Source organism: Xanthomonas sp. NCPPB 2866, from assembly GCF_041475745.2.
Lineage (GTDB): Bacteria > Pseudomonadota > Gammaproteobacteria > Xanthomonadales > Xanthomonadaceae > Xanthomonas > Xanthomonas arboricola.
Genome location: NZ_CM192975.1, coordinates 352,348 through 372,356, shown reverse-complemented (window position 1 = coordinate 372,356; position 20,009 = coordinate 352,348). Strand labels below are relative to the sequence as shown.

General features: G+C 67.6%; 18 protein-coding genes. 7 read left to right on the top strand and 11 right to left on the bottom strand.

Features of this window, described 5'->3' with window-relative positions; all coding sequences use genetic code 11:
* The first annotated feature begins 230 nt into the window (after window positions 1-230).
* On the top strand, window positions 231-1,610 hold the full coding sequence (baeS, locus tag ACCQ04_RS01575; protein ID WP_226427010.1) for a sensor histidine kinase efflux regulator BaeS: 1,380 nt from the start codon (window positions 231-233) through the stop codon (window positions 1,608-1,610).
* Window positions 1,610-2,320 (top strand): response regulator, encoded by a 711-nt coding sequence (locus ACCQ04_RS01570; protein WP_226427011.1) that lies wholly within the window; start codon window positions 1,610-1,612, stop codon window positions 2,318-2,320. The genes baeS and ACCQ04_RS01570 overlap by 1 nt, the downstream gene beginning before the upstream one ends.
* Window positions 2,321-2,401: 81 nt before the next feature.
* On the opposite strand, the gene ACCQ04_RS01565 is transcribed toward ACCQ04_RS01570, so the two are convergent.
* The 7 genes from ACCQ04_RS01565 to ACCQ04_RS01535 all read right to left on the bottom strand — a co-directional run bounded on the left by ACCQ04_RS01565 (window position 2,402) and on the right by ACCQ04_RS01535 (window position 8,837).
* Window positions 2,402-3,541 (bottom strand): MFS transporter, encoded by a 1,140-nt coding sequence (locus ACCQ04_RS01565; protein WP_226427012.1) that lies wholly within the window; start codon window positions 3,539-3,541, stop codon window positions 2,402-2,404.
* A gap of 133 nt (window positions 3,542-3,674) precedes the next feature.
* The gene (purU, locus tag ACCQ04_RS01560) at window positions 3,675-4,526 is read right to left on the bottom strand and encodes a formyltetrahydrofolate deformylase (RefSeq protein WP_226427148.1); all 852 of its coding nucleotides are present in this window, start codon (window positions 4,524-4,526) and stop codon (window positions 3,675-3,677) included.
* A gap of 68 nt (window positions 4,527-4,594) precedes the next feature.
* On the bottom strand, window positions 4,595-4,987 hold the full coding sequence (locus ACCQ04_RS01555; RefSeq protein WP_024939800.1) for an XVIPCD domain-containing protein: 393 nt from the start codon (window positions 4,985-4,987) through the stop codon (window positions 4,595-4,597).
* A 214-nt stretch (window positions 4,988-5,201) separates the two neighbouring features.
* Window positions 5,202-6,077 carry an NAD(P)-dependent oxidoreductase gene (locus ACCQ04_RS01550; protein ID WP_226427013.1) on the bottom strand — a complete coding sequence of 292 codons (876 nt, stop codon included), beginning with the start codon at window positions 6,075-6,077 and terminating at the stop codon, window positions 5,202-5,204.
* Between the two features lie 37 nt (window positions 6,078-6,114).
* Window positions 6,115-7,212 carry an NADH:flavin oxidoreductase/NADH oxidase gene (locus ACCQ04_RS01545; protein ID WP_506191513.1) on the bottom strand — a complete coding sequence of 366 codons (1,098 nt, stop codon included), beginning with the start codon at window positions 7,210-7,212 and terminating at the stop codon, window positions 6,115-6,117.
* A gap of 81 nt (window positions 7,213-7,293) precedes the next feature.
* The gene (locus ACCQ04_RS01540) at window positions 7,294-8,175 is read right to left on the bottom strand and encodes an NAD-dependent protein deacetylase (RefSeq protein ID WP_226427015.1); all 882 of its coding nucleotides are present in this window, start codon (window positions 8,173-8,175) and stop codon (window positions 7,294-7,296) included.
* On the bottom strand, window positions 8,172-8,837 hold the full coding sequence (locus ACCQ04_RS01535) for a TetR/AcrR family transcriptional regulator (protein WP_046344955.1): 666 nt from the start codon (window positions 8,835-8,837) through the stop codon (window positions 8,172-8,174). The genes ACCQ04_RS01540 and ACCQ04_RS01535 overlap by 4 nt, the downstream gene beginning before the upstream one ends.
* Window positions 8,838-9,362: 525 nt before the next feature.
* Between ACCQ04_RS01535 and ACCQ04_RS01530 the strand changes: the two genes are divergently transcribed.
* Entirely contained in the window at window positions 9,363-11,846 is a 2,484-nt protein-coding gene (locus ACCQ04_RS01530; RefSeq protein WP_226427016.1) for a TonB-dependent receptor, read from the top strand.
* A gap of 101 nt (window positions 11,847-11,947) precedes the next feature.
* Window positions 11,948-12,955 carry a nuclease gene (locus tag ACCQ04_RS01525; RefSeq protein ID WP_226427017.1) on the top strand — a complete coding sequence of 336 codons (1,008 nt, stop codon included), beginning with the start codon at window positions 11,948-11,950 and terminating at the stop codon, window positions 12,953-12,955.
* A 120-nt stretch (window positions 12,956-13,075) separates the two neighbouring features.
* Here ACCQ04_RS01525 and ACCQ04_RS01520 read toward each other — a convergent pair whose 3' ends face one another.
* Window positions 13,076-14,011, bottom strand: coding sequence for an alpha/beta fold hydrolase (locus ACCQ04_RS01520; protein ID WP_372358632.1), 936 nt, complete (start codon window positions 14,009-14,011; stop codon window positions 13,076-13,078).
* A gap of 89 nt (window positions 14,012-14,100) precedes the next feature.
* On the opposite strand from ACCQ04_RS01520, the gene ACCQ04_RS01515 reads away from it, so the two are divergent.
* The gene (locus ACCQ04_RS01515; RefSeq protein ID WP_226427018.1) at window positions 14,101-14,529 is read left to right on the top strand and encodes a MerR family transcriptional regulator; all 429 of its coding nucleotides are present in this window, start codon (window positions 14,101-14,103) and stop codon (window positions 14,527-14,529) included.
* A gap of 64 nt (window positions 14,530-14,593) precedes the next feature.
* On the opposite strand, the gene ACCQ04_RS01510 is transcribed toward ACCQ04_RS01515, so the two are convergent.
* Window positions 14,594-15,883, bottom strand: a complete 1,290-nt coding sequence (locus ACCQ04_RS01510) for an MFS transporter (RefSeq protein ID WP_226427019.1) — start codon at window positions 15,881-15,883, stop codon at window positions 14,594-14,596.
* A gap of 97 nt (window positions 15,884-15,980) precedes the next feature.
* Here ACCQ04_RS01510 and ACCQ04_RS01505 point away from each other — a divergent pair, with 97 nt between their 5' ends.
* Together ACCQ04_RS01505 and ACCQ04_RS01500 are read left to right on the top strand one after the other, a co-directional pair.
* Entirely contained in the window at window positions 15,981-16,868 is an 888-nt protein-coding gene (locus ACCQ04_RS01505) for a LysR family transcriptional regulator (protein WP_039528909.1), read from the top strand.
* A 416-nt stretch (window positions 16,869-17,284) separates the two neighbouring features.
* The gene (locus ACCQ04_RS01500; RefSeq protein WP_211921739.1) at window positions 17,285-17,953 is read left to right on the top strand and encodes a VOC family protein; all 669 of its coding nucleotides are present in this window, start codon (window positions 17,285-17,287) and stop codon (window positions 17,951-17,953) included.
* Between the two features lie 18 nt (window positions 17,954-17,971).
* Here ACCQ04_RS01500 and ACCQ04_RS01495 read toward each other — a convergent pair whose 3' ends face one another.
* Both ACCQ04_RS01495 and ACCQ04_RS01490 read right to left on the bottom strand, forming a co-directional pair.
* Entirely contained in the window at window positions 17,972-18,778 is an 807-nt protein-coding gene (locus tag ACCQ04_RS01495) for a TatD family hydrolase (RefSeq protein WP_024939812.1), read from the bottom strand.
* Window positions 18,779-19,017: 239 nt separating this feature from the next.
* Entirely contained in the window at window positions 19,018-19,935 is a 918-nt protein-coding gene (locus ACCQ04_RS01490) for a LysR family transcriptional regulator (protein ID WP_024939813.1), read from the bottom strand.
* Between the last annotated feature and the right edge of the window lie 74 nt (window positions 19,936-20,009).

The window sequence follows — 20,009 nt, the reverse complement described above, 5'->3', positions numbered from 1 at the left end:
CACTCGGGAGTGATCGGAGGATGCGCACGCTACGCTGCGAATATGGAGCAAATTTGAAGATTTGCATCGACAGACAGCCGGCGCTTGCTTTCGGGGTTTAATGAAGTCCCAATACGGTTGTGCACGACATGCGCTACACCGGCAGCGGCAGGCGCCGCTGCTGCAACCTGGCGTGACTGCAGCAAGCATCCGTGCCTGACCTCGTTCGCAACAAGGTTGTCCCAGCCTCGATGAAACTCGGAATCACCGCCAAACTCTTCCTCGCCATCCTCAGCGCCTGCATTGCAGTGCTGCTGATCAATGGCCTGGCCGGGCAGCTGTTGCTCAGGAAGCAGTTTCTCGACTATCTCAGCGAGCAGGGCATCGAGCGGATGCTGGAAGTGTTGCCGCGCGTGCAGGCCGACTACGCCAAGCACGGCGACTGGAACTTCATCCGCGACAATCCCGACGCCTGGTTCGTGCTGATGCGCCCGGAGCTGCCGCAGAACCTGCCGCCACGCGCGCCACCGATCTCCGATCAGACCGGCGCGGTGTTTCGTTTCGCGCTGCTGGATCGCGACTACCGGGTAATCATCGGCAACCCCGATGTCAGCCGCACCGACACGCTGCGCCCGGTGGTGGTAAACGGGCAGACGGTGGGCTGGATGGGCATGCTGCCCTTCGAGAAGGTGCTGACCGCCAACGACGCGCGCTTCTACCAGGCCCAGCAACGTCTGTGGTGGACTGTCGGCGCGGCGTCCATCGTGGTGGCCGCGCTGTTCGGCTGGCTGCTGTCGCGCACCTTGCTGCGGCGCGTGCGCAGCCTGACCGCGGCAACCCATCGCCTGGCGGCCGGCGACTACGGCACGCGACTGGAGGCGCGCATGCGCGATGAGCTCGACCAGCTCGCGCGCGACTTCAACCAGCTGGCGCAGGCACTGGACAACAACGAACGTGCGCGTCGCGATTTCATGGCCGATGTCTCGCACGAGTTGCGCACGCCGCTGGCGGTGCTGCGCGCCGAGCTGGAAGCGCTGCAGGACGGCATCCGGCCGATGACGCGCGACTCGCTGACCTCGTTGCACCAGGAGGTCGGCCAGCTCGGCAAGCTGATCGAGGATCTCTACGACCTGTCGCTCACCGATGTCGGCGCGCTGGCCTACCGGCGCGCGCCGATCGATCTGAGCGTGGTGCTGCAGTCCACACTGGCCGGCATGCACACGCGCATTGCCGCAGCCGGGCTCACGCTGCAGGCCCGCGGCATCACTGCGCCGTTGCATGTCGACGGCGACGAGCGTCGCCTGCAGCAGCTGCTGTCCAACCTGCTGGAAAACGCCTTGCGCTACACCGATGCCGGCGGCCAGTTGCGGGTGCAGTGCGCACGGCGCGCGCACCTGGTGGAGATCGTGATCGAAGACAGCGCGCCCGGCGTGCCGGCAGACAAGCTCGATCGCCTGTTCGAGCGCTTCTATCGTGTGGAAGGCTCGCGCAATCGCGCCAGCGGCGGCAGCGGGCTGGGCCTGGCGATCTGCCGCAATATCGTCGGCGCGCACGACGGCGAGATCCACGCCACCGCTTCGCCCTTGGGTGGCCTGCGCGTGACGCTGCGGCTGCCGGCCCTGGAGGCCTGATGGACGACACCGCCACCACCGCAGCACCGCACGCGCACGTGCTGATCGTCGAAGACGAACCGCGCCTGGCTGCGGTGCTGGGCGAGTATCTGCACGCGGCCGGCTATTCGCATCATTGGGTGGCCGATGGTGCGCAGGCGATTGCCGCGTTTCACGCGCAGTCGCCGGATCTGGTCTTGCTGGACCTGATGCTGCCCAATCGCGACGGCATGGAGATCTGCCGCGAGCTGCGCAGCCTCGGCGCGGTGCCGGTGATCATGGTGACCGCGCGCGCCGAAGAGATCGACCGCCTGCTCGGGCTGGAGATCGGTGCCGACGACTACATCTGCAAGCCGTTCAGCCCGCGCGAGGTGATTGCACGGGTGCGTGCGGTGCTGCGCCGCCACCGGCACGATCCCAATGCGGTGCCCACGCATGGATTGCTGATCGATGAGGCCGCCTGCCGCGCCAGCGTGGCCGGGCGCGACCTGGACCTGACCCAGGTCGAGTTCCGCCTGCTGCGCACGCTGTGCGCAGCACCAGGGCGCGTCTATTCGCGCGAGCAGTTGATGGACCACGTGTATGTGGACCACCGCATCGTCACCGATCGCACCGTGGACAGCCACATCAAGAACCTGCGCCGCAAGCTGGCCGAGGTGGGCGGCGAAGAATGGGTGCGCTCGGTCTACGGCGTGGGCTACCGCTTCGAGTATCTAGCCACCGAAGCGTAATCAATATCCCCCTTCGTAGGAGCGTGCCTGCGCGCGACGCACTCCCGACACCCCAGCAACCACAGGCGCGATCCCCAACACTCACACCTTCAACCACCGCGTCGACACCGCCACGCCCACCATCAGCACCGCAACAGCGAGCAAGGCGCCGACCAGGCCGATGCCATGCGCGGCGAAACCGATCAGCGCCGGCCCAGCCAGAATGCCGGCATAGCCCAGTGTGGTGACCGCAGTGATGGCGATGCTCTCCGGCATGCGCGTCTGGTTGCCGGTCAACGAGAACAGGGCCGGCACGATATTGGCGCAGCCCAAGCCGACCAATACGTAACCGGCCAACGAGGCCTGCCATGGGCTCACCAGCGTGAGCACGCAGAAGCCCGCGCTGGCCAGCAGCGCGCCCACCACGATCGAGCGGATGCGCCCCAGGCGCTCCACCACCGCATCGCCCAGCAGGCGCGTCACCGTCATGGTCAATGCAAACACCGCATAGCCCACGCCGGCGGTGCTCGGGGCGACCTGGTGCACATCGGCCAGGAACACCGAGCTCCAGTCCAGAATGGTGCCTTCGGCCAGGAACACCACAAACGCCAGGATGCCGATGAACAACACGATGCCCCTGGGCAGCGCCAGCAACGGCCCCTGTTGCGCCACGCGCTCGGTCCGCCAGTGGCGTACCGCCAGCGCGCCGACAAGCAGCATGGCGATCACCCCGGCAACCGCCGCGCTCGGCGGGGAGAGCTGCGCCGACAGCAGCAAGGTCATCGCGCCGGCCCCGACAAACCCGCCGATGCTGAAAAACGCATGGAATCCCGACATCATCGCGCGCCCGGCATCGCGCTCGACCACCACCGCCTGCATGTTCATCGCGCAATCCATCGCGCCCACGCCGGCGCCGAACACGAACAGTACCGCGCCCAGCAACCACGGATCGGCGACAACCGCCAGCAACGGCAGACTGAGACAGATCAGCGCCGACGTCACCGCCATGACCGCACGGAAACCGAAGCGTGCCGACACCGCGCCGGCCAGCGGCATCGCCAGGAACGAGCCTGCCCCCAGGCACAGCAGGATCAGGCCAAGCGCGCCATCGTCCACGCCGGTCCTGGCCTTGGCGAATGGCACCAGCACCGCCCAGACCGCGGCAGCAAAGCCGGGAATGAAGAACGCCGCGCGGGTGGCGTGCTGTTGCGCGCGAGCGCTGGAGCCGGGGATTAGCGACATGCAAAAAATTCCAAAAGGAAGCGGCGAGGAGAGTGCGACGGTGGCACCAGTCCCGCGCGCTCGCTGGCCGGACCTTGCCCGACCACCGCTCCCTTGCGCGTACTGCAACCGTCCGTGGGGATATGCGACGCTGCTAGCGAAACACCACCGTGCGATGGCCATTGAGCACGATGCGGTGCTCGACATGGCGACGCACCGCACGCGCAAGCACCAGCGATTCGGTATCGCTGCCCAGCCGCACCAGATCACGCGGCGTCATCGCGTGATCCACGCGCGCCACGTCCTGTTCGATGATCGGGCCTTCGTCCAGATCTTCGGTGACGTAATGCGCGGTGGCACCGATGATCTTGACCCCGCGTGCGTGCGCCTGGTGATACGGTTGCGCGCCCTTGAAGCTGGGCAGGAAGCTGTGATGGATATTGATCGCCCGCCCCGCCAATGCGTGGCACAACGCGGGCGAAAGAATCTGCATGTAGCGCGCCAGCACCACCAGATCGATCTGCAGCGCCTCGACCAGCGCAAGCAGCTGCGCTTCCTGCGCGGCGCGCGTGTCGGCGCTCACCGGCAGATGGTGGAAGGCGATGCCATAGGAGGCGGCCAGCGGCGCGAAGTCGGCGTGGTTGGACACCACCGCCGCGATATCCACCGGCAATTGCCGGCTATGCATGCGGAACAGCAGATCGTTGAGGCAATGCCCCTGCTTGCTCACCAGCACCAGCAGCCGCGCGCGGCGGCGCGCATCGTGCAGCTGCCAGTCCATCTGGAATTCATCGGCCAGCTGCGCAAAGCGGCGTTCCAGCCCGGCAATGTCGGTGCCCGGCGGTTTGTCGAAGTGCACGCGCAGGAAGAAGCGGCCACTTTCGTCGTCGCCGAACTGCTGTGCGTCGAGGATGTTGCAGGCCAGATCAAACAGCAGCCCGGTCACGCGATAGACGATGCCGGTGCGGTCGGGGCAGGACAGGGTGAGGATGTAGTCGGAGCGCATCGGCGCAATGATAGCCAATGCGCCCGCCTGCGGGCGCAGTGCTTGCGCCCGTAACTTTCCGCTGCGACTCAGCGCGGCGGCAAGCGCAGCATCAGTCGCCGATTGATCTCGTCCAGTTGCGCCAGCGATGCCTCCACCGAGGTCTCCATCGCTTCCTGGGTGGTGATGTGCGCACGCAGATGCGCCGGGTCGGCCAGCTCGCCGCGCACCAGAAACACGTTCTCGCCCACCTCGCCGACGTGCCGGCTGAGCACCACGTAATCCACCTGGTCGAAACCATGCTGCTTGGCCAGCGGCAGCAGGCGCGCGGCCATGCGCACGCTGGCCTCGTCGGTGGGTTTGTTCAACTCGGCGTCGAGCGCGGCCACCGCTTCGCGGATCTGCGCGAACAGATAGTGGTCCGGATGCTCGGGATGGTCCGGACCCACCGGGCCCTGGTCGACGACCGGTACGGCGGTCATCGTGTACCACCAGCGCAGGTCAGTGCGCGCGGTGTGCGCTCGATCGAACCGAGCGTGATATGCAGGTGTCGCATCGCATCCTCCCTGGAGCGGCGGCTGTCACGAGCCGGCATTTTAGAAGGTCTGCTGCATGTTGAGGTGAGCAAGACGCATCGCGCGTCACCTGCAAGGCCAGGCACGCTGCGCAGAACCCACGCGCGCGCCTGGGTTGCGATCAGGCCTGCCCGGCCCGCCGCGCCGATACTTCTACCAGCACCGCCCAGTCGGCGTTGCCGTCGCCATGCGCGATGGCCTCGTCCAGGCCGGCGCGCAGCAACTCGCCCAGTGGCATCGGCACCTGCTTGTCGGCGCCGGCCTGGATCGCCAGATCCACATCCTTGCGGCCCAGGGTGGCGGTGAAGCCGGCGGGCAGGTACTCGCGCTGCATGATCAGGCGGCCGTAGCCCTGGTACGCGGGCGCGGCGAACAAGGTGCTGGTGAGCATGCCCAGGAACTGAGTGGCATCCACGCCGTGGCCGCGTGCCAGCGCGCTGGCTTCGGCCATGGCGCCGATCGCGCTGGCCAGGCAGAAGTTGGCTGCCAGCTTGACCGCATTGGCCTGCTCGGGGGTGCGGCCGATCTCCCAGGTGCGTTGACCGAGCACATCGAACATCGGCTGCACGCGCGCCAGCGCCGCCTCGTCGCCGGCGGCCAGAATGTTGAGCTTGCCGGCTTCGGCCACATCGACCCGGCCGAGCACCGGTGCGGCCACATAGGCAACGCCGCGTTCGGCATGCAGGGCGGTCAGCTCGTGCGCCAGTGCCACCGAGATGGTGGCCATGTTGACGTGCACGCTGCCGGCCGGCAGCGCGTCCAGCACGCCTTGCTCCAGCACGGTGGCACGCACTGCGTTGTCGTCGGCCAGCATCGAAAACAGCAGCGGGCCGTGCGCGGCGTCGCGCGGTGCATCCACCACCGTGGCACCGGCCTCGCGCAGCGACTGCACGCGCTCCGGCGAGCGATTCCACACACGCAGTTCAAAACCGCCGCGCAGCAGGTTGTGCGCCATCGGCAGGCCCATCGTCCCCAAGCCCAGAAATCCTAACGGCATGCGTTGTCCTTTTTCGTTATGACGTCTATCGGATGGATCAGCTGGCGAACACGCCACGCGCATCGCGTGGCTCGCAGCGCAGGTATTGCGGCGAGGGCGTAACCGACGCGCCGAGTGCGGCCGCGGCATGCCACGGCCAGCGCGGGTCGTACAGGATGCCGCGCGCCAGCGCGATCGCATCGGCCTGGCCGTCCTGCAGGATCGCCTCGGCCTGCGCCGGCTCGGTGATCAGGCCCACGCCGATCACCGGCGTGCTGACCTGCGCCTTGATCTGCTGCGCAAACGGAATCTGATAGCCCGCCTGCACCGGAATCTGCTGACGCGGATCCAGCCCGCCGCTGGAGACATGGATGTAGTGCGCACCGCGCGCATCCAGCGCCTTGGACAAGGCGAGGCTCTGCTCGAGATCCCAGCCGCCCTCCACCCAATCGGTGGCCGAGATGCGCACGCCGATGGCAATCTTGTCCGACACCGCCACGCGCACCGCGTCGAAGATGCGCAGCGTCAGCCGCATGCGGTTTTCCAGCGAACCGCCATACGCATCGCTGCGCTGATTGCTCAGCGGTGACAGGAACTGATGCATCAGATAGCCATGCGCGGCATGCAGCTCGATCAGCGCCAGGCCCAGGCGTTCGGCGCGCCGTGCCGCATCGACAAAGGCCTGTACCACCGCATCGATGCCGGCCTCGTCCAGTGCCTGCGGCAACGGCTGACCGTCACGGAACGCCAGCGCCGATGCGGACACGGTCTGCCAGCCATGCGCGTGATCCGGCGCGATCGCCTCGCCGCCGTTCCACGGCAGATCGGTGGAGGCCTTGCGTCCGGCATGCGCCAGTTGGATGCCGATCGGCATCGGCGACCACCGCCGCACCGAGTCCAGCACCTCGCCCAGCGCCTGCTCGGTGGCATCGTCGTACAAGCCGAGGTCGGCGTAGGAGATGCGCCCCTGCGGCTGCACCGCGGCCGCTTCCAGGATCAGCAGGCCGGCACCGGATTGCGACAAGGTGCCCAGATGGATGCGGTGCCAGTCGCTGGCGCGGCCGTCCTGTGCAGAGTACTGGCACATCGGGGCGATGACGATACGGTTGGCGAGCGCAAGCGGACCGAAGCGAATGGGGGAGAACAGCTGGCTCAAGGGGGCATCCACAGATGACACGGGGATGCCCATTGCACTGCGCCGCGCGCGTGGGCACAACCGCTGCAATGGATCACTGCGTCATGCCGAGCGCGCACTGGCGTCGTTGACGCTGCGTGCACGCAGCGGATCGAACGGGGTGTGCAGGAACGCCAACGCCTGCGCGCACGACTGTTCGACCTTCAGGCTGAGCAGCTCGTCCGCGCGGGTGCGCCCGAAGTTGAGCGCGGCGATCGGCAGGCCGGCCTTGGCCGCGGCCTGTACGAAACGAAAGCCCGAATACACCATCAGCGACGAGCCCACCACCAGCACCGCATCGGCCGCCTGCAGATGCGCAAATGCGCGCTCCACACGCTCGCGCGGCACGTTCTCGCCAAAGAACACCACATCCGGCTTCAGCACGCCGCCGCACACCGGGCACGGCGGCACCACAAAACTGTCGAAGGCCACATCGTCCAGATCCGCATCGCCATCGGGCGCCTGCGCGGCGTCCAGGTCGGCCCAGCCGGGGTTGGCGTGCTCGAGCAGCAGCTGGAATTCGGTACGGGGCATGCGCCGCTCGCAGCCCATGCAGCGCACCACATCGAGCCGGCCATGCAGATCGATCACCGCCTGACTGCCGGCGGCCTGATGCAGGCGGTCCACGTTTTGCGTCAGCAGCAGTTCCAGCTGGCCGCGCGCTTCCAGTGCGGCCAGCGCGTGATGGGTGGCATTGGGTTGCGCCAGCCCGAAGCGCGGCCAGCCGACCAGACTGCGTGCCCAATAACGCTGCCGCGTGGACAGCTCGCCCATGAAGGCCTGGAACGTCACCGGTTGCGGACGCTTCCAGCCGCCTTGCAGATCACGGTAATCGGGAATGCCCGAATCGGTGCTGCAACCGGCGCCGGTGAGCACGAACAGGCGCCGATGGCGCTCGATGAAGTCCTGCAACGCGTTGCTGTCCTGAACTGCTACCGCCGTCATCGTGCAACTCCGGTGGCCATGAGGTAACTGTGCAGCAACACCACCAGTTGCGCCTGCAGCGGCGCAATCCGCACCGCAGGCGCACCCTCCTCGAGCAGGCTCTTCACCGGCCCGGTGATCGCCGCCATGCCGATCTCGGCCACCGCCTCGCAATCGTCGAAGCGCACATCCGCGGCGGTGGCCAGCGCAGCGGCAAACGCCTGCTGCGAGCGCTTGCGCGCCTGCGACCCCAGCGCGGCGCCACCATGCAGCTCGGCAATGGCGTACAGCGCGCGCGAGACATCCACGTGCTGCAGCTTGGCCTGCACGAAGGCATGCACCAAGGCCTCGCACTGCTGCGCCAGCGTGCGTCCGTGTTGTTGCGCGCAGGCCCGTTCCACCGCGTCGATCACCGCCTGCAGATGCCACTGCAGCAACGCGATCAACATCGCCTGCCGATTGGGGTAGTACTGGTACACGCTGCCGACCGACACGCCGGCACGCTCGGCCACCCGCGTGGTGGTGCAGCCCTGCAGTCCGTCGGCTACCAGCACCTGGATGCTGGCCTGGCGGATGACCTCCACGGTGGCGCGCGAGCGCGCTTGCTGCGGGGCCTTGCGCGGTGCTGGCAGGGGGAATGAGGTGCTCACGAAGGCGACTGTACACACGGATGGGTGGCACATAGTCTGGGGGCCTTCTCGGTGATTCCAAGCAAGCGCCCCTCTCCAGCTCCGCACCCGTGGCGCTGCACGGCGACGCTGAGCGCCCGATTGCTTCACCCAGTCGCTGGCGAAGGCACTGCGTAACGCAGGCTTTGCGGTCAATGCGCAGATGCGGTCAATCACGATCGTACCGCCGCCGATCTCGACGACCACGCCGGCCCAGGCAGCGTCGAACAAGCGACTGCCAGCGTGGCGCAGCTTGCGATGTCCGAGCTGGCATCGGCGCGATGACAACGAGGCCGGGACAATTCACCTGGTGATGCGCACCGAATGACACACAGGCGGCAACCTGCGCGCACGGTTGAAACCGCTTGAAAACAAGTTCCACGTCACAGATCGGCACGCGAACCCGCCAGCTTAGCGTGATCGGGCGCACACGCAATGCTGCGGAAACATCGCGCCGCGACAGTGGGCAGCTCCCCCGCTGACCCCACTCCTGCCATGCCCTACACCCACATCCGGACGCGCTCCGGAGTGCGTCGTGCCGTGTCGCGTCGTCCGCTCGCCGTCCTGCTTGCATTGACCCTAGCCACCCCCGCGCTCGCGCAGGAAGCCGCACCCGCCACGCCTGCCACCCGCAAGGGCGAGGACGGCATCTTCTCGCTGGACCGGATGATCGTCACCGGTGCCGGCCAGGCCCAGAACCAGTTCGACGCCTCGTATGCGATCACCGCGCTGACCGCCGAGCAGATCGACAAGCTGGCCCCGCTCAACCTCGCCAGCCTGATCGGCTCGATGCCCGGCATCTATGCCGAATCCACCGGCGGCGAAGTGCAGAACGTCTACCGCATCCGCGGCATTCCCGACGAAGGCTCGTTTGCGGTGATCCAGGAAGACGGCATCAGCCCCTACCCGGACAACAACGGCTACTTCTACAAGACCGAAGGCCTGGTGCGCCCGGACCTGATGGTCGAATCGGTGGAAACCGTGCGCGGCGGGCCATCGCCGATCTTCGCTTCCAATGCCGCGGCCATCGTCAATTTCGTCACCCGCCAGGGCGGCGACACCCCCGAAGGCGCAGTGCGCACCACCGTCGGCGACACCGGGCTGTATCGGCTCGATGGCTACTGGTCGGGCAAGCTTGCCGACGGCTGGTACCTGGCTGCCGGCGGCTTCGTGCGGCGCAACGACGGCTACCGCGACGTGGGCTTTCCGGCCGACGAGGGCGGGCAGTTCCGCATGAACCTCACGCATACGCTGGAGCACGGCAAGCTGACCTTCACCGCCAAGCATCTGGACGACAAGAACGCGTTCTACATGCCGATCCCGCTGTACGACCCGCGCGACACCGCGCGTTCGCTGGACCCGTTGATCGACCGTTTCACCGGCACCTTGAGCAGCGCGCAGCTGAAACGCGCCAGCATCGTCTCCAGCGATGCCAACGGCGCGCCGCAGCGCGAGTTGCGCGACCTGTCCGATGGCCGCCACATGAAGTTCAACCACCTGGGCGCCAACCTGGACCTGGCCTTCGACAACGGCTGGAGCCTGTCCAACAAGGCCATCGTCAATCGCCTGGACATGACCTTCGACGCGCTGTATTCCAGCAATGCGCCGCAGGACGCCGCCGCGTATGCCAACAGCCGCCGCGCCGCCGCCAGCGCCGCGTTTCCCGGCCTGAGCTCGCTGGGCTACGTCTACACCGACGACGGCAGCCGCTTCGATCCGGCCAGCACCGACGGCCTGGTGATCCAGGGCCAGTACCGCGCCATGAACGTGCGCGCCGATTCGTTCGCCGACGACCTGCGCCTGCACCGCCGCTTCGACTGGGGCGGCGACAGCCACGACATCACGCTCGGCGTGTACGGCGCCTATTACGCGCGTTCCTACAATTCGCGTTACCAGAGCTATCTGTTGGAAATGCGGCAGAACCCGCGCACGATCGACCTGCTCGGCTACGACGCGGCCGGCAACGTGGTCGGAGGCGTGACCAAGGACGGCGTGGTGATCTACGGCGCCGACCGCACCCAGGGCAAGGCCTACACCAGCATGCTGGCGCCCTACATCGCCGACACCTGGCAGGTGACCGACAAGCTGCGCCTGGAAGCCGGCGTGCGTCACGAGCGCTACCGCTACCGCGCCTGGAGCATGCTGCGCAGCACCGGCAACCTGGGCATGGCCGACACCCTGGCCGACGATGCCGCGCGCCTGTTCACCGGGGCCCGCGCGCGCACCGCGCTGGACGTGGGCGTGACCAACTGGACCGCGGGCTTCAACTACGACATCAATCCCACCGTCGGCATCTACGGCCGCGCCTCGCGTGCGCACCGCGCGCCCAGCGAGGGTGCCAACGAAGGCAACGTCAACATCCCCACCGCCGACCAGTTCGAGCTCGGCACCAAGCTCAACTTCGACACGCTGGACGTGTTCGCCACCGCCTTCTACACCAAGTACGACCCGTACAACATCGGCACCAGCGCGGTGAATCCGCAGACCGGCGCGGCCGAATCCAAGGACTACCGCGGCAGCGTCACCAATCCCGGCATCGAACTGGCGGCGGTGTGGACGCCGGCGAAGTGGCTACGTTTTGATGCCAACCTGACCTACAACGACACCAAGGTGTCCGACCTGACCGAAGTGGTGGCCAATGGCGCAGTGGCCGTGGTCGACGTGGACGGCAACATGCCCAACCGCCAGCCGAAGCTGTACGGCAATGCCGGCCCGACGCTGTTGTTCACCACCGGTGCGTTCGATTGGGAAACCTCGTTGCGCTACGCCTACGTGGGCAAGCGCTACGCCGACCTGGAAAACACCACCGAGCTGGCCGCCTACGACACCCTGGCGGCCAACATCCTGGTGCGCAACGGGCCGTGGGACGTGCAGCTGTCGGTGGACAACCTGACCAACACCTTTGCGCTGACCGAAGGCAACCCGCGCACCGACACCATCTCCGGCCAGGGCACGCGCGCGCCGATCTACGGCCGGCCGATCTACGAGCGCAACTCGCGGCTGGTGGTGACCTACCACTTCTGAGTGCGCCGGCGTCCGGGGTGTCGCAGCCTCGATGCCAGCGCTCCACTTCCCGATCCATCGCCTGCAGCGCCGCAGCTGCGCTGCAGGCCACAAGGACTGCCATGACAGCTTCCCGTCTTGCCTGTGCGCTGCTGGTTGCAGCAGCGACGTGTTCCGGCGATGCCGCCGCCTGGGGCCACCGCGCGCATGCCGCCATCGACAGCGCCGCGGTGCAGGCCCTGCCCGACGACGGCCCGGTCTTTCTCAAACAGTACACGCAGGTGATCGCCGACGGCGCCACGCTGCCGGACGGCTGGCGCAGCGAAAGCGAACCCTTCCTCAAGATCGAAGAAGACCCCAACCACGGCTGGTTCCGCGAGCAGTTCGCCTTCATGCAGCACCCGCCGCGCTCGCGCTACGCCTTCGTGCTGGCGCTGTACGACGAACAACGGCGCATCGCCGGCAGCGACCCGCAACTGGCGCAGCGCATGAACGTGCGTTGGGCCGGCACCTTGCCGTACGCCGCCACCGAAGGCTACCAACGCATCGTGGCGACCATGCGGCAGCTGCGCACGCTGCGCGTCAAGGGCCAGGACACCCGAGAGCTCGAACGCAACTGCGCGTTCTACGTCAGCTGGTTTGCGCACCACATCGGCGATGGCGCGCAGCCGCAGCACGACAGCATCCATCACGACGGCTGGCAGGGGCCGAATCCGCACGGCTACAGCACCGACCCGAAGGTGCACGGCAAGTTCGAGAGCGATTACGTGGAGAAGATTGGGCTGACCCCGCAGGACCTGCTGAGCCGCATGCCGGCCCTGGCGCACCAGGATGGCGATGTGTTCGAGCAGATCCTGGGCTTTCTCGACATCGGCACCGGCCGTGTCGAGCAGGTCTATCGCCTGGAAAAGGATGGCGCCTTCGACGATGCGTCCAGCAGCGATGGCCGCGCGATGGTCTATCGCACCGCCGGCGACGGCGCGGCGATGCTGCGCGACCTGCTGGTGCGCGCCTGGCGCGAAAGCGCGCTGCGGCCCGGCACCTCCACGCCACCCAGCATGGACCCACGCCATCCGCAGTACGACCCGGCGACCGGATCTGCACCTGCCGGCACCTCGCCCACGCTGTAACCGCCGATGGCGACAGGGGGGGCCGCCATCGGCGTGCCGACCTGCGCAGCGGCAACGGGCGCTGCGTAGGCGGCAGCACAGCACAGCGCGCCATGCGGTCGCGCGTGCCATCACGCCGCGTCAGTGGGCGTTGGCGGCCTGTTCGACAAAGCGCAGCAGATCCTGATTGAAGCGCGGGCTGTCTTCCAGAAACGGGGCATGCCCGGCGTTGGGATACAGCACCGTCTGCGCACGCGGCTGCAGCTGCCGTGCACGCGCCAGTGTCGGCCCGGTGGTCACCAGTGCATCGCGCGCGCCGTACATCAGCAGCACCGGCAGCTGCGTGCGTTGCAGGCCGGCAACCTCGATCGACATGCCCTGCACGGCCCGTTGCATATCCCACGAGGCCAGCGACGCGTTGGCCAGCAAGGTTTCAAACACCGGCGCCGGAGGCTGGGTGGCAAAGCACAGCCGCAGGAAGTCCTGCACCGCCTGCAGGTGCGTGCGCAGGTCGTCGGAGACCAGATCGCGATAGATCGCCGGATGCGCGCCCAGCTGCTCTGCACGCAATTCGATCACGCCATCGACATACACCACCCCGCCAAGCCCTTCGTCGCCGTAACGGATGAGGTAGTTAGTGATCACCGCACCGCCCAGCGACCAACCCACCAGCACCGCATCGCGCGCGTGTGCGGCCTTCACCACGGCGGCAAGGTCGTCGGCCCAGCGCATGCCGTCCCGATACGCGGACGCTGCCGCCGGCTTGCCGGACAGTCCATGCCCGCGCAGGTCGTAGGTGATCAAGCGATAGCCTTGTAGGCGCGGATCGGCCAGCTGCGCGTCCCAATCGATGCGGCTGCCGAGCAGGCCGTGCACGAACACGATTGCCCGGCCATCGGTGGCGCCATGCTCCTGCACCGCCAGGGCCACGCCGTCGGGCGCGGTGACGGTGTAGCTGCGCGACGCCGGGGTGACCGCCGGACCAGCGGCAGCCGATGTTGAGAAAAACAGCAGCAGGCAAACCAGCAGGTAGCGCATCGGCAACATGCCAATGACGGGGAGAAAGCGAACAGGCATCGGAGTGAGCTCCAGACAATGGGAGCCACCATCATCGAGCCTCACACCAATGTGAGGGTCAAGCGTTGTGTGCAACGTATGCTGGACGCATGGCCACATCGTCCGAACCCTCACTGAGCATTGGCGCGCTGGCGCTGCAGACCGGCGCCAGCGTGCGCTCGCTTCGTCACTACGACGCGCATGGGCTGCTGACCTCCTCGCGCAGCGCCAACGGCTACCGGGTGTTTCCCGCCGCCTGCGTTGCACAGGTGCGGCAGATCCAGCGGCTGATCGCCACCGGCTTCAGCCTGGACGACATCCTCGGCTTCCCCGATTGCATGCGTCTGGTGGAAGGCGCGCAGATGTGCCCGGAAACCGCGCAGGCGCATCGGGCACGCCTGCAGCTGATCGAGCGCCAGCTGGCCGACCTGGAGCGGCGCCGTGCGCGTTTGCTGGAAACCCTGGCACAGGGTGCGGCGGATGCCGCGACCATGCTGCCGCCTGCAGGGCAGACCAGACGCAGCAAGCGGGCGCGCTAGAGCGGCTGACAGACACCGCGCAGTCGTGCAGCCAGTCGCGCTTGGACGCGGCGGTCGAACCGCGTCACTCGCCGCGTGCAGGATGCGGCGCAAAGCGCCCGTACGGCCGCGTGTCATCGGCGCGCTGGCGCAGTACGTAGGCCGCGGCGAAGGCGAGCGCCAGCAAGGTCAGGCACATGCCGACCAGCGCGCCCCAGCCACCGTGTTGCCAGAACCAGCCGCCGAGCGCGCCGATCACGCTGGAGCCGGCGTAATACGCCAGCAGATACAGCGATGCGGCGTGACTGCGGTGCGCACCGCCGAGCCGGCTCACCCACGCGCTGGCCGCCGAATGCGCAATGAAGAAGCCGATCGTCAGCAACACGATGCCGCCCACCACCAGCGCCAGCACATGCGCAAGGGTCAGCGCCACGCCGAGGACGCACAGCACGATGCCGGTGGTGACCACCGGGCCGCGCCCGAAACGGTCCGACGCCGCACCGGCCACTGACGAGCTGACGATGCCGAACACATAGGCGCTGAAGATCATGCCGATCTGGCTCTGGCTCAGGCCGAATTCCGGCCCGCCCAGCCGGAAGCCGGCGTAGTTGTAGAGGCAGACAAACACGCCCATCAACAGGAACGGCAGCGCGAACAGGAACGGCAGGTTGCGGTCGCGCAGATGCCCGGCCCAGGCGCGCAGATGGAAGCGCAGGTTGATGCCGTGCCGGCGCACGAAGTTGCGCGACGGCGGCAGCAACCAGAAGAACGCCAGCGCGCACAGCAGGTCGAACACGCTCAACACCGCCAGTGCGGTGCGCCAGTCGTAGTGATCGGTCAGCATGCTCATCACGATGCGCCCGCTCATGCCGCCGAAGGCATTGCCGGCCACATACAGGCCGGTGGCCGCGCCCATCTTGTTGGCCGGCAGTTCCTCGCCCAGATACACCATCGCCACCGCCGGCACCCCGCCCAGCGCGATACCGGACAAGGTGCGCACCAGCACCAGCGCGCCCCAGTGCGGCAGGAAGGCGGCGACCAGGTTGAGCACCGCGGCCAGCGCGATCGACACGAACATCAGCCCGCGCCGGCCCAGGTTCTCCGACACTGCGCCGGCACAGAAGATCGCCAGGGCCAGCGCGCCGGTGGCCAGCGACAACGGCAGCGAGGCGGTGGCCGCATCCACGTCGAAGGCGCGCGCAAACTCGGGCAGCACCGGCTGCACGCTGTACAGCAGCGAGAAGGTGGCAAAGCCGGCCAGGAACAGGGCCAGGCGGATGCGGCCGCTGGCGGGCGCAGCGGCGGCGGCTGCGTTGTCGGCAAGGCCGGCGGTGGCGTCCGGCAGGCTGCCGGTGCGGCGATCATGAGAGGACACAGGCGCAGCATCGAGACGTGGGACGGCGAGTATTCGCCTGCGCTGACCCCCTGTCCAATATATGATCCTGGCAGTTGCCATATGCAGAACAGATAGCATGGAACTTCGCCACCTGCGCTACTTCCTGGCTGTCGCCGAGGAGGGCAACTTCACCCGCGCCGCAGCGCGGGTCGGCATCGGCCAGCCGCCGTTGAGCCAGCAGATCCAGGCGCTGGAGCGCGATCTGGGCACGCCGCTGTTCCGGCGCACCCACAGCGGCGCCGAGCTGACCCCGGCCGGCGAGGCCTTCCTGGTCGAGGTGCGCCGCGTGCTCGCCGATGTGGAGCGCGCCGCCGAAACCGCACGGCGGGTGGCGCGCGGCGAATCCGGCCGGCTACGACTGGGCTTTACCGCCTCGGCCGCGTTCAACCCGGTGGTGCCGCACCTGATCCGCGACTTTCGCCGGCAATGGCCGCAGGTCGAGCTGTTGCTGGAAGAGACCAACACCGCCGGGCTGCTGCTGGCCCTGGCCGATGGCCGTCTGGACGCGGCCTTCGTGCGCTACGGCCTGAGCACGCCGCCCGACCTGCAACTGCTGCGCTTTGCCGACGAACCGATGAAGATCGCCGTGCCCACCGCGCATCGCCTGGCCGCCCGCAACAGCGCGCCACTGGCGGCGCTGGCGGGCGAACCGTTCATCCTGTTCCCGCGCAGCTTCGGATCCAGCCTGTACGACGAGATCCTCGCCGCCTGCCGGCAATCCGGCGTGACCCTGCGCATCACCCAGGAGGCGCCGCAGATGTCGTCCATCGTCAATCTGGTCGCCGCCGAACTGGGCGTGTCGGTGGTGCCCGCCTCCACCGCGCAGCTGCAGCTGCCCGGCGTGCGCTATCTGGATATCGAAGGCCAGATGCCGCTGGCCCGGCTGGCCCTGGCAGTCGCGCCGGGCGCCCTGGACACCGCGCCGCTGGTCCGGCATCTGTGGGCGCTGGCGGAAGTGCTGTGAGCCAGGCTGATCTCGAGCCGACAACACCACGGTTGTTGTAGGAGCGCACCCGTGCGCGATGTGGCTCTACCGGTAACGCCCTCGCGCACAGGTGCGCTCCTACACCTGCCCGGGCGGAAAGATGTTGGATTGGGTTGCCTGCCACCAGCGATGGCGCTGGTTCTCTTGATCCGAGGTCTGATCCACACACCCTCAGCCGCACCCGAAGCCATTGATCCTGTGGAAGCACGCATGCCTGCAATGCTGCTTGCATGGCGACATCATCGCGGCCAGGGCCTTCGCTGCAGACAGCGTGCACGTTGCCAGGGCGCGCAGGTGCCCTGCCGAATCCGGGTAACACCATCCGGGCACACCGCTTGACCTCAACCGCGATTGAGGTCGTTCAATGCCTGCACCTTCCATCACCTGCGCCCGCCATGCATCTCCGCCATCTGTTGCTGCCCTGCCTGGACCCCGACCTCAGCCTGCGCTTCTATCGCGAGGTACTGCAGCTGCCGCAGCACGGCAACAGCATCCGCATCGGCTGGAGCAGCCTGGAATGCGTGCAGGCGCAGCAGCCGGTGGGCAGCGTGCATCTGGCGTTCAACGTGGCGCCGTCGCGCTTCGACGCCGCTGCGCAGTGGATCGGCGCACGCAGCAAGCTGCTTGCCGATCCACATGGCCGCCGGCAGTTTCAACTGGACGGCGTATGGCAGTCGCGATCGGTGTATTTCGCCGGCCCCGACGGCGCGGTACTCGAGTTGATCGCGCGTCGGGCGGTGCAGGACGTGGCCACCGGCGACGGTGCGTTCCACGGCGACGAGTTGCTGTGCGTGAGCGAGATCGGCTTACCCAGCAACGATGTCGCGGTGGTGACCAGCAGTGTCGCCCATCACTTCGGCGTGCGGCCGTTTGCGCCGGCGCTCGAAGGTTTTGCCGCGCTGGGCGACGATGATGGCCTGTTGATCGTGGTCGATCAGGCGCGGCGCTGGTTTCCGCAGCAGCGGCAGCTGCCGTGGGCCAGCGGCGTGCGGGTCAGCGTGGATGCACCGCAACCGGGGCTGCGCTTGCGCGATGCGCAGGGCTGGGAGTTGCTGGCGGCGTGATCGCCCACGCCGCGCAGGTCATGCCGCCGCTGCAGGCGCGGGCAGACGGAAGAACGCCCGCGCCGCCGCGGTGCTGTTGGCCGCGGTCAGCGCCACCTCCTCGCCACGATCGCGTGCGAGTTCGTCGACGATATGCGACAGGAACATCGGCTCGTTGCGGCGGTCCTTGGGCATTGGCTTGAGCGTGCGCGGCAGCAGGTACGGCGCGTCGGTTTCGATCATCAAGCGGTTGGCCGGAATGTTGCGTACCAGCTCACGCAGATGCAGGCCGCGGCGCTCGTCGCACAGCCAGCCGGTGATGCCGATGTAGTAATCGCGGTCCAGGTAGTCGAACAGTTCTTCGCGGCTGCCGGTGAAGCAATGCACCACCGCCGGGCCGAGGCGGCCATCGAAGCTGCGCATGATCGACAGGAAATCGTCGTGCGCCTCACGCTGATGCAGGAACAGCGGCTTGCCGTTGTCGGCAGCCAGTTGCAGCTGGCGCTCGAAGGCCTTGTGCTGGGCCGGACGCGGGGCGAAATCGCGGAAATAATCCAGCCCGCATTCGCCCACCGCCACCACCTGCGGGTGCGCCTGCAGCGTGCGCATTTCGGCCTCGCATTCGGCGGTGAACTCCACTGCGTGGTGCGGGTGCACGCCGGCAGTGGCGTAGAGGAATCCGGGATGCTGCTGGGCCAGCTGCAAGGCCAGCGGCGAATGCTCGCGGCTGGCACCGGTGATCACCAATTGCGCAACGCCTGCCTCGCGTGCGCGTTGCAGCACGGCGTCGCGGTCGCGGTCGAAGGAGTCGTGGGTGAGGTTGGCGCCGATATCGATCAACTGCATGCTGCGGTGTCGTGTGGGGAGAGCCGGGCAAGTGTAACGAGTGGGGGTTGTGTGCGCTTAGGACTTAGCGCTTCGCATCTCTTCTCCCGCCGGGAGAAGCTGGCGCGCAGCGCCGGATGCGGGTGCGAGCGAAGCCTCGCATGACCAACCACCCAATGTGGCGTCGCCCGGTCCCCTCACCCCAACCCCTCTCCCGCAGGAGAGGAACTTTGCTCCCTTCTTCGACGAGAGAGAGGGGTTCAACCCACCACCGGCACCACCATCGCATCGATCTTCGCCGCCAGCGCCTGGATCGTCAGCAGCGCCGAGCGCGACAGCTGGCGCTGCGGGGCCACGCACAGCGCCAGCGTCATCGGCTTGGTCAGGTGGCGGCGGAACGGCACGAACGCCAGGCGGCCGTCGGCCACATCCGGCGCGGCGTCCAGCCACGACATCAGGCCCACGCCGGCACCGGCGCGCACCAGCCCGCGCAGGGTGCGCACATCGTTGCAGTGGGTCAGCCGCTTCACGTCGATGTGCTGGCGTTGGTACAGCACCTTGGCATGCTCGCCGACGATCAGCGGGGCGGCCGGCAGCAGCAGGCGGTGTTCCAGCGTTTCGCTCAGCTGCAGCTCGGTGCGGGTGCTGAGCGGGTGGCCGACCGGCATCGCAATCCCCAGCGGGATGTCGGCAAAGGCGCGCACCTCCAGGTCCACGCTGCTCACCGGGTCCAGCAGCAGGCCGATGTCCACATCGGCCGAGGTCACCATTTCCATCACCCGCTGGTTGCGCGCGGTGGACAGGTTGAAGGTGATGCCGGGGTACTCCTGCACCAGCGCCGCCACCGCCTCCGGCACCACGCCCTCGCTGAGCGCGTCGATCATGGCGATCTCCACATGCCCGCGGCGCAGCCCCTTGAGCTCGTCGAAGCGCTCCAGGGTGCGGGCGTAGGCCTTCTCCCAGCCGCGCACGTCCACCAGCAGCAGCTCGCCGGCGGCGGTCAGCCGCAGCCGGCCCGGCAGGCGCTCGAACAGCTGCGCACCCAGCTCTTCCTCGGCCTTGAGGATCTGCCGGTCGATCGCCGAGGCCGACACGTGCAGCACCTCGGAAGCCTTGCGGATGCTGCCGCAGCGGGCCACTTCGATGAAGTAACGGGTGAAGCGGGAAAAGGTCAGCATGCGGCGGGGCTCGGTTGGCGTTGCATTTTTTGCAATGGCTTGGCTGAAAATCGATGTTTGATAACACACCCCCG

What these genes read in the sequence shown, in the direction of transcription:
- purU (WP_226427148.1), bottom strand. Translation starts at nt 4,526, where the DNA reads ATGCGCTCCGACTACATCCTCACCCTGTCCTGCCCCGACCGCACCGGC.
- ACCQ04_RS01570 (WP_226427011.1), top strand. Translation starts at nt 1,610, where the DNA reads ATGGACGACACCGCCACCACCGCAGCACCGCACGCGCACGTGCTGATC.
- ACCQ04_RS01515 (WP_226427018.1), top strand. Translation starts at nt 14,101, where the DNA reads ATGGCCACATCGTCCGAACCCTCACTGAGCATTGGCGCGCTGGCGCTG.
- ACCQ04_RS01535 (WP_046344955.1), bottom strand. Translation starts at nt 8,837, where the DNA reads ATGTGCCACCCATCCGTGTGTACAGTCGCCTTCGTGAGCACCTCATTC.
- baeS (WP_226427010.1), top strand. Translation starts at nt 231, where the DNA reads ATGAAACTCGGAATCACCGCCAAACTCTTCCTCGCCATCCTCAGCGCC.
- ACCQ04_RS01500 (WP_211921739.1), top strand. Translation starts at nt 17,285, where the DNA reads ATGCATCTCCGCCATCTGTTGCTGCCCTGCCTGGACCCCGACCTCAGC.
- ACCQ04_RS01555 (WP_024939800.1), bottom strand. Translation starts at nt 4,987, where the DNA reads ATGACCGCCGTACCGGTCGTCGACCAGGGCCCGGTGGGTCCGGACCAT.
- ACCQ04_RS01490 (WP_024939813.1), bottom strand. Translation starts at nt 19,935, where the DNA reads ATGCTGACCTTTTCCCGCTTCACCCGTTACTTCATCGAAGTGGCCCGC.
- ACCQ04_RS01505 (WP_039528909.1), top strand. Translation starts at nt 15,981, where the DNA reads ATGGAACTTCGCCACCTGCGCTACTTCCTGGCTGTCGCCGAGGAGGGC.
- ACCQ04_RS01565 (WP_226427012.1), bottom strand. Translation starts at nt 3,541, where the DNA reads ATGTCGCTAATCCCCGGCTCCAGCGCTCGCGCGCAACAGCACGCCACC.
- ACCQ04_RS01550 (WP_226427013.1), bottom strand. Translation starts at nt 6,077, where the DNA reads ATGCCGTTAGGATTTCTGGGCTTGGGGACGATGGGCCTGCCGATGGCG.
- ACCQ04_RS01520 (WP_372358632.1), bottom strand. Translation starts at nt 14,011, where the DNA reads ATGCCTGTTCGCTTTCTCCCCGTCATTGGCATGTTGCCGATGCGCTAC.
- ACCQ04_RS01495 (WP_024939812.1), bottom strand. Translation starts at nt 18,778, where the DNA reads ATGCAGTTGATCGATATCGGCGCCAACCTCACCCACGACTCCTTCGAC.
- ACCQ04_RS01525 (WP_226427017.1), top strand. Translation starts at nt 11,948, where the DNA reads ATGACAGCTTCCCGTCTTGCCTGTGCGCTGCTGGTTGCAGCAGCGACG.
- ACCQ04_RS01540 (WP_226427015.1), bottom strand. Translation starts at nt 8,175, where the DNA reads ATGACGGCGGTAGCAGTTCAGGACAGCAACGCGTTGCAGGACTTCATC.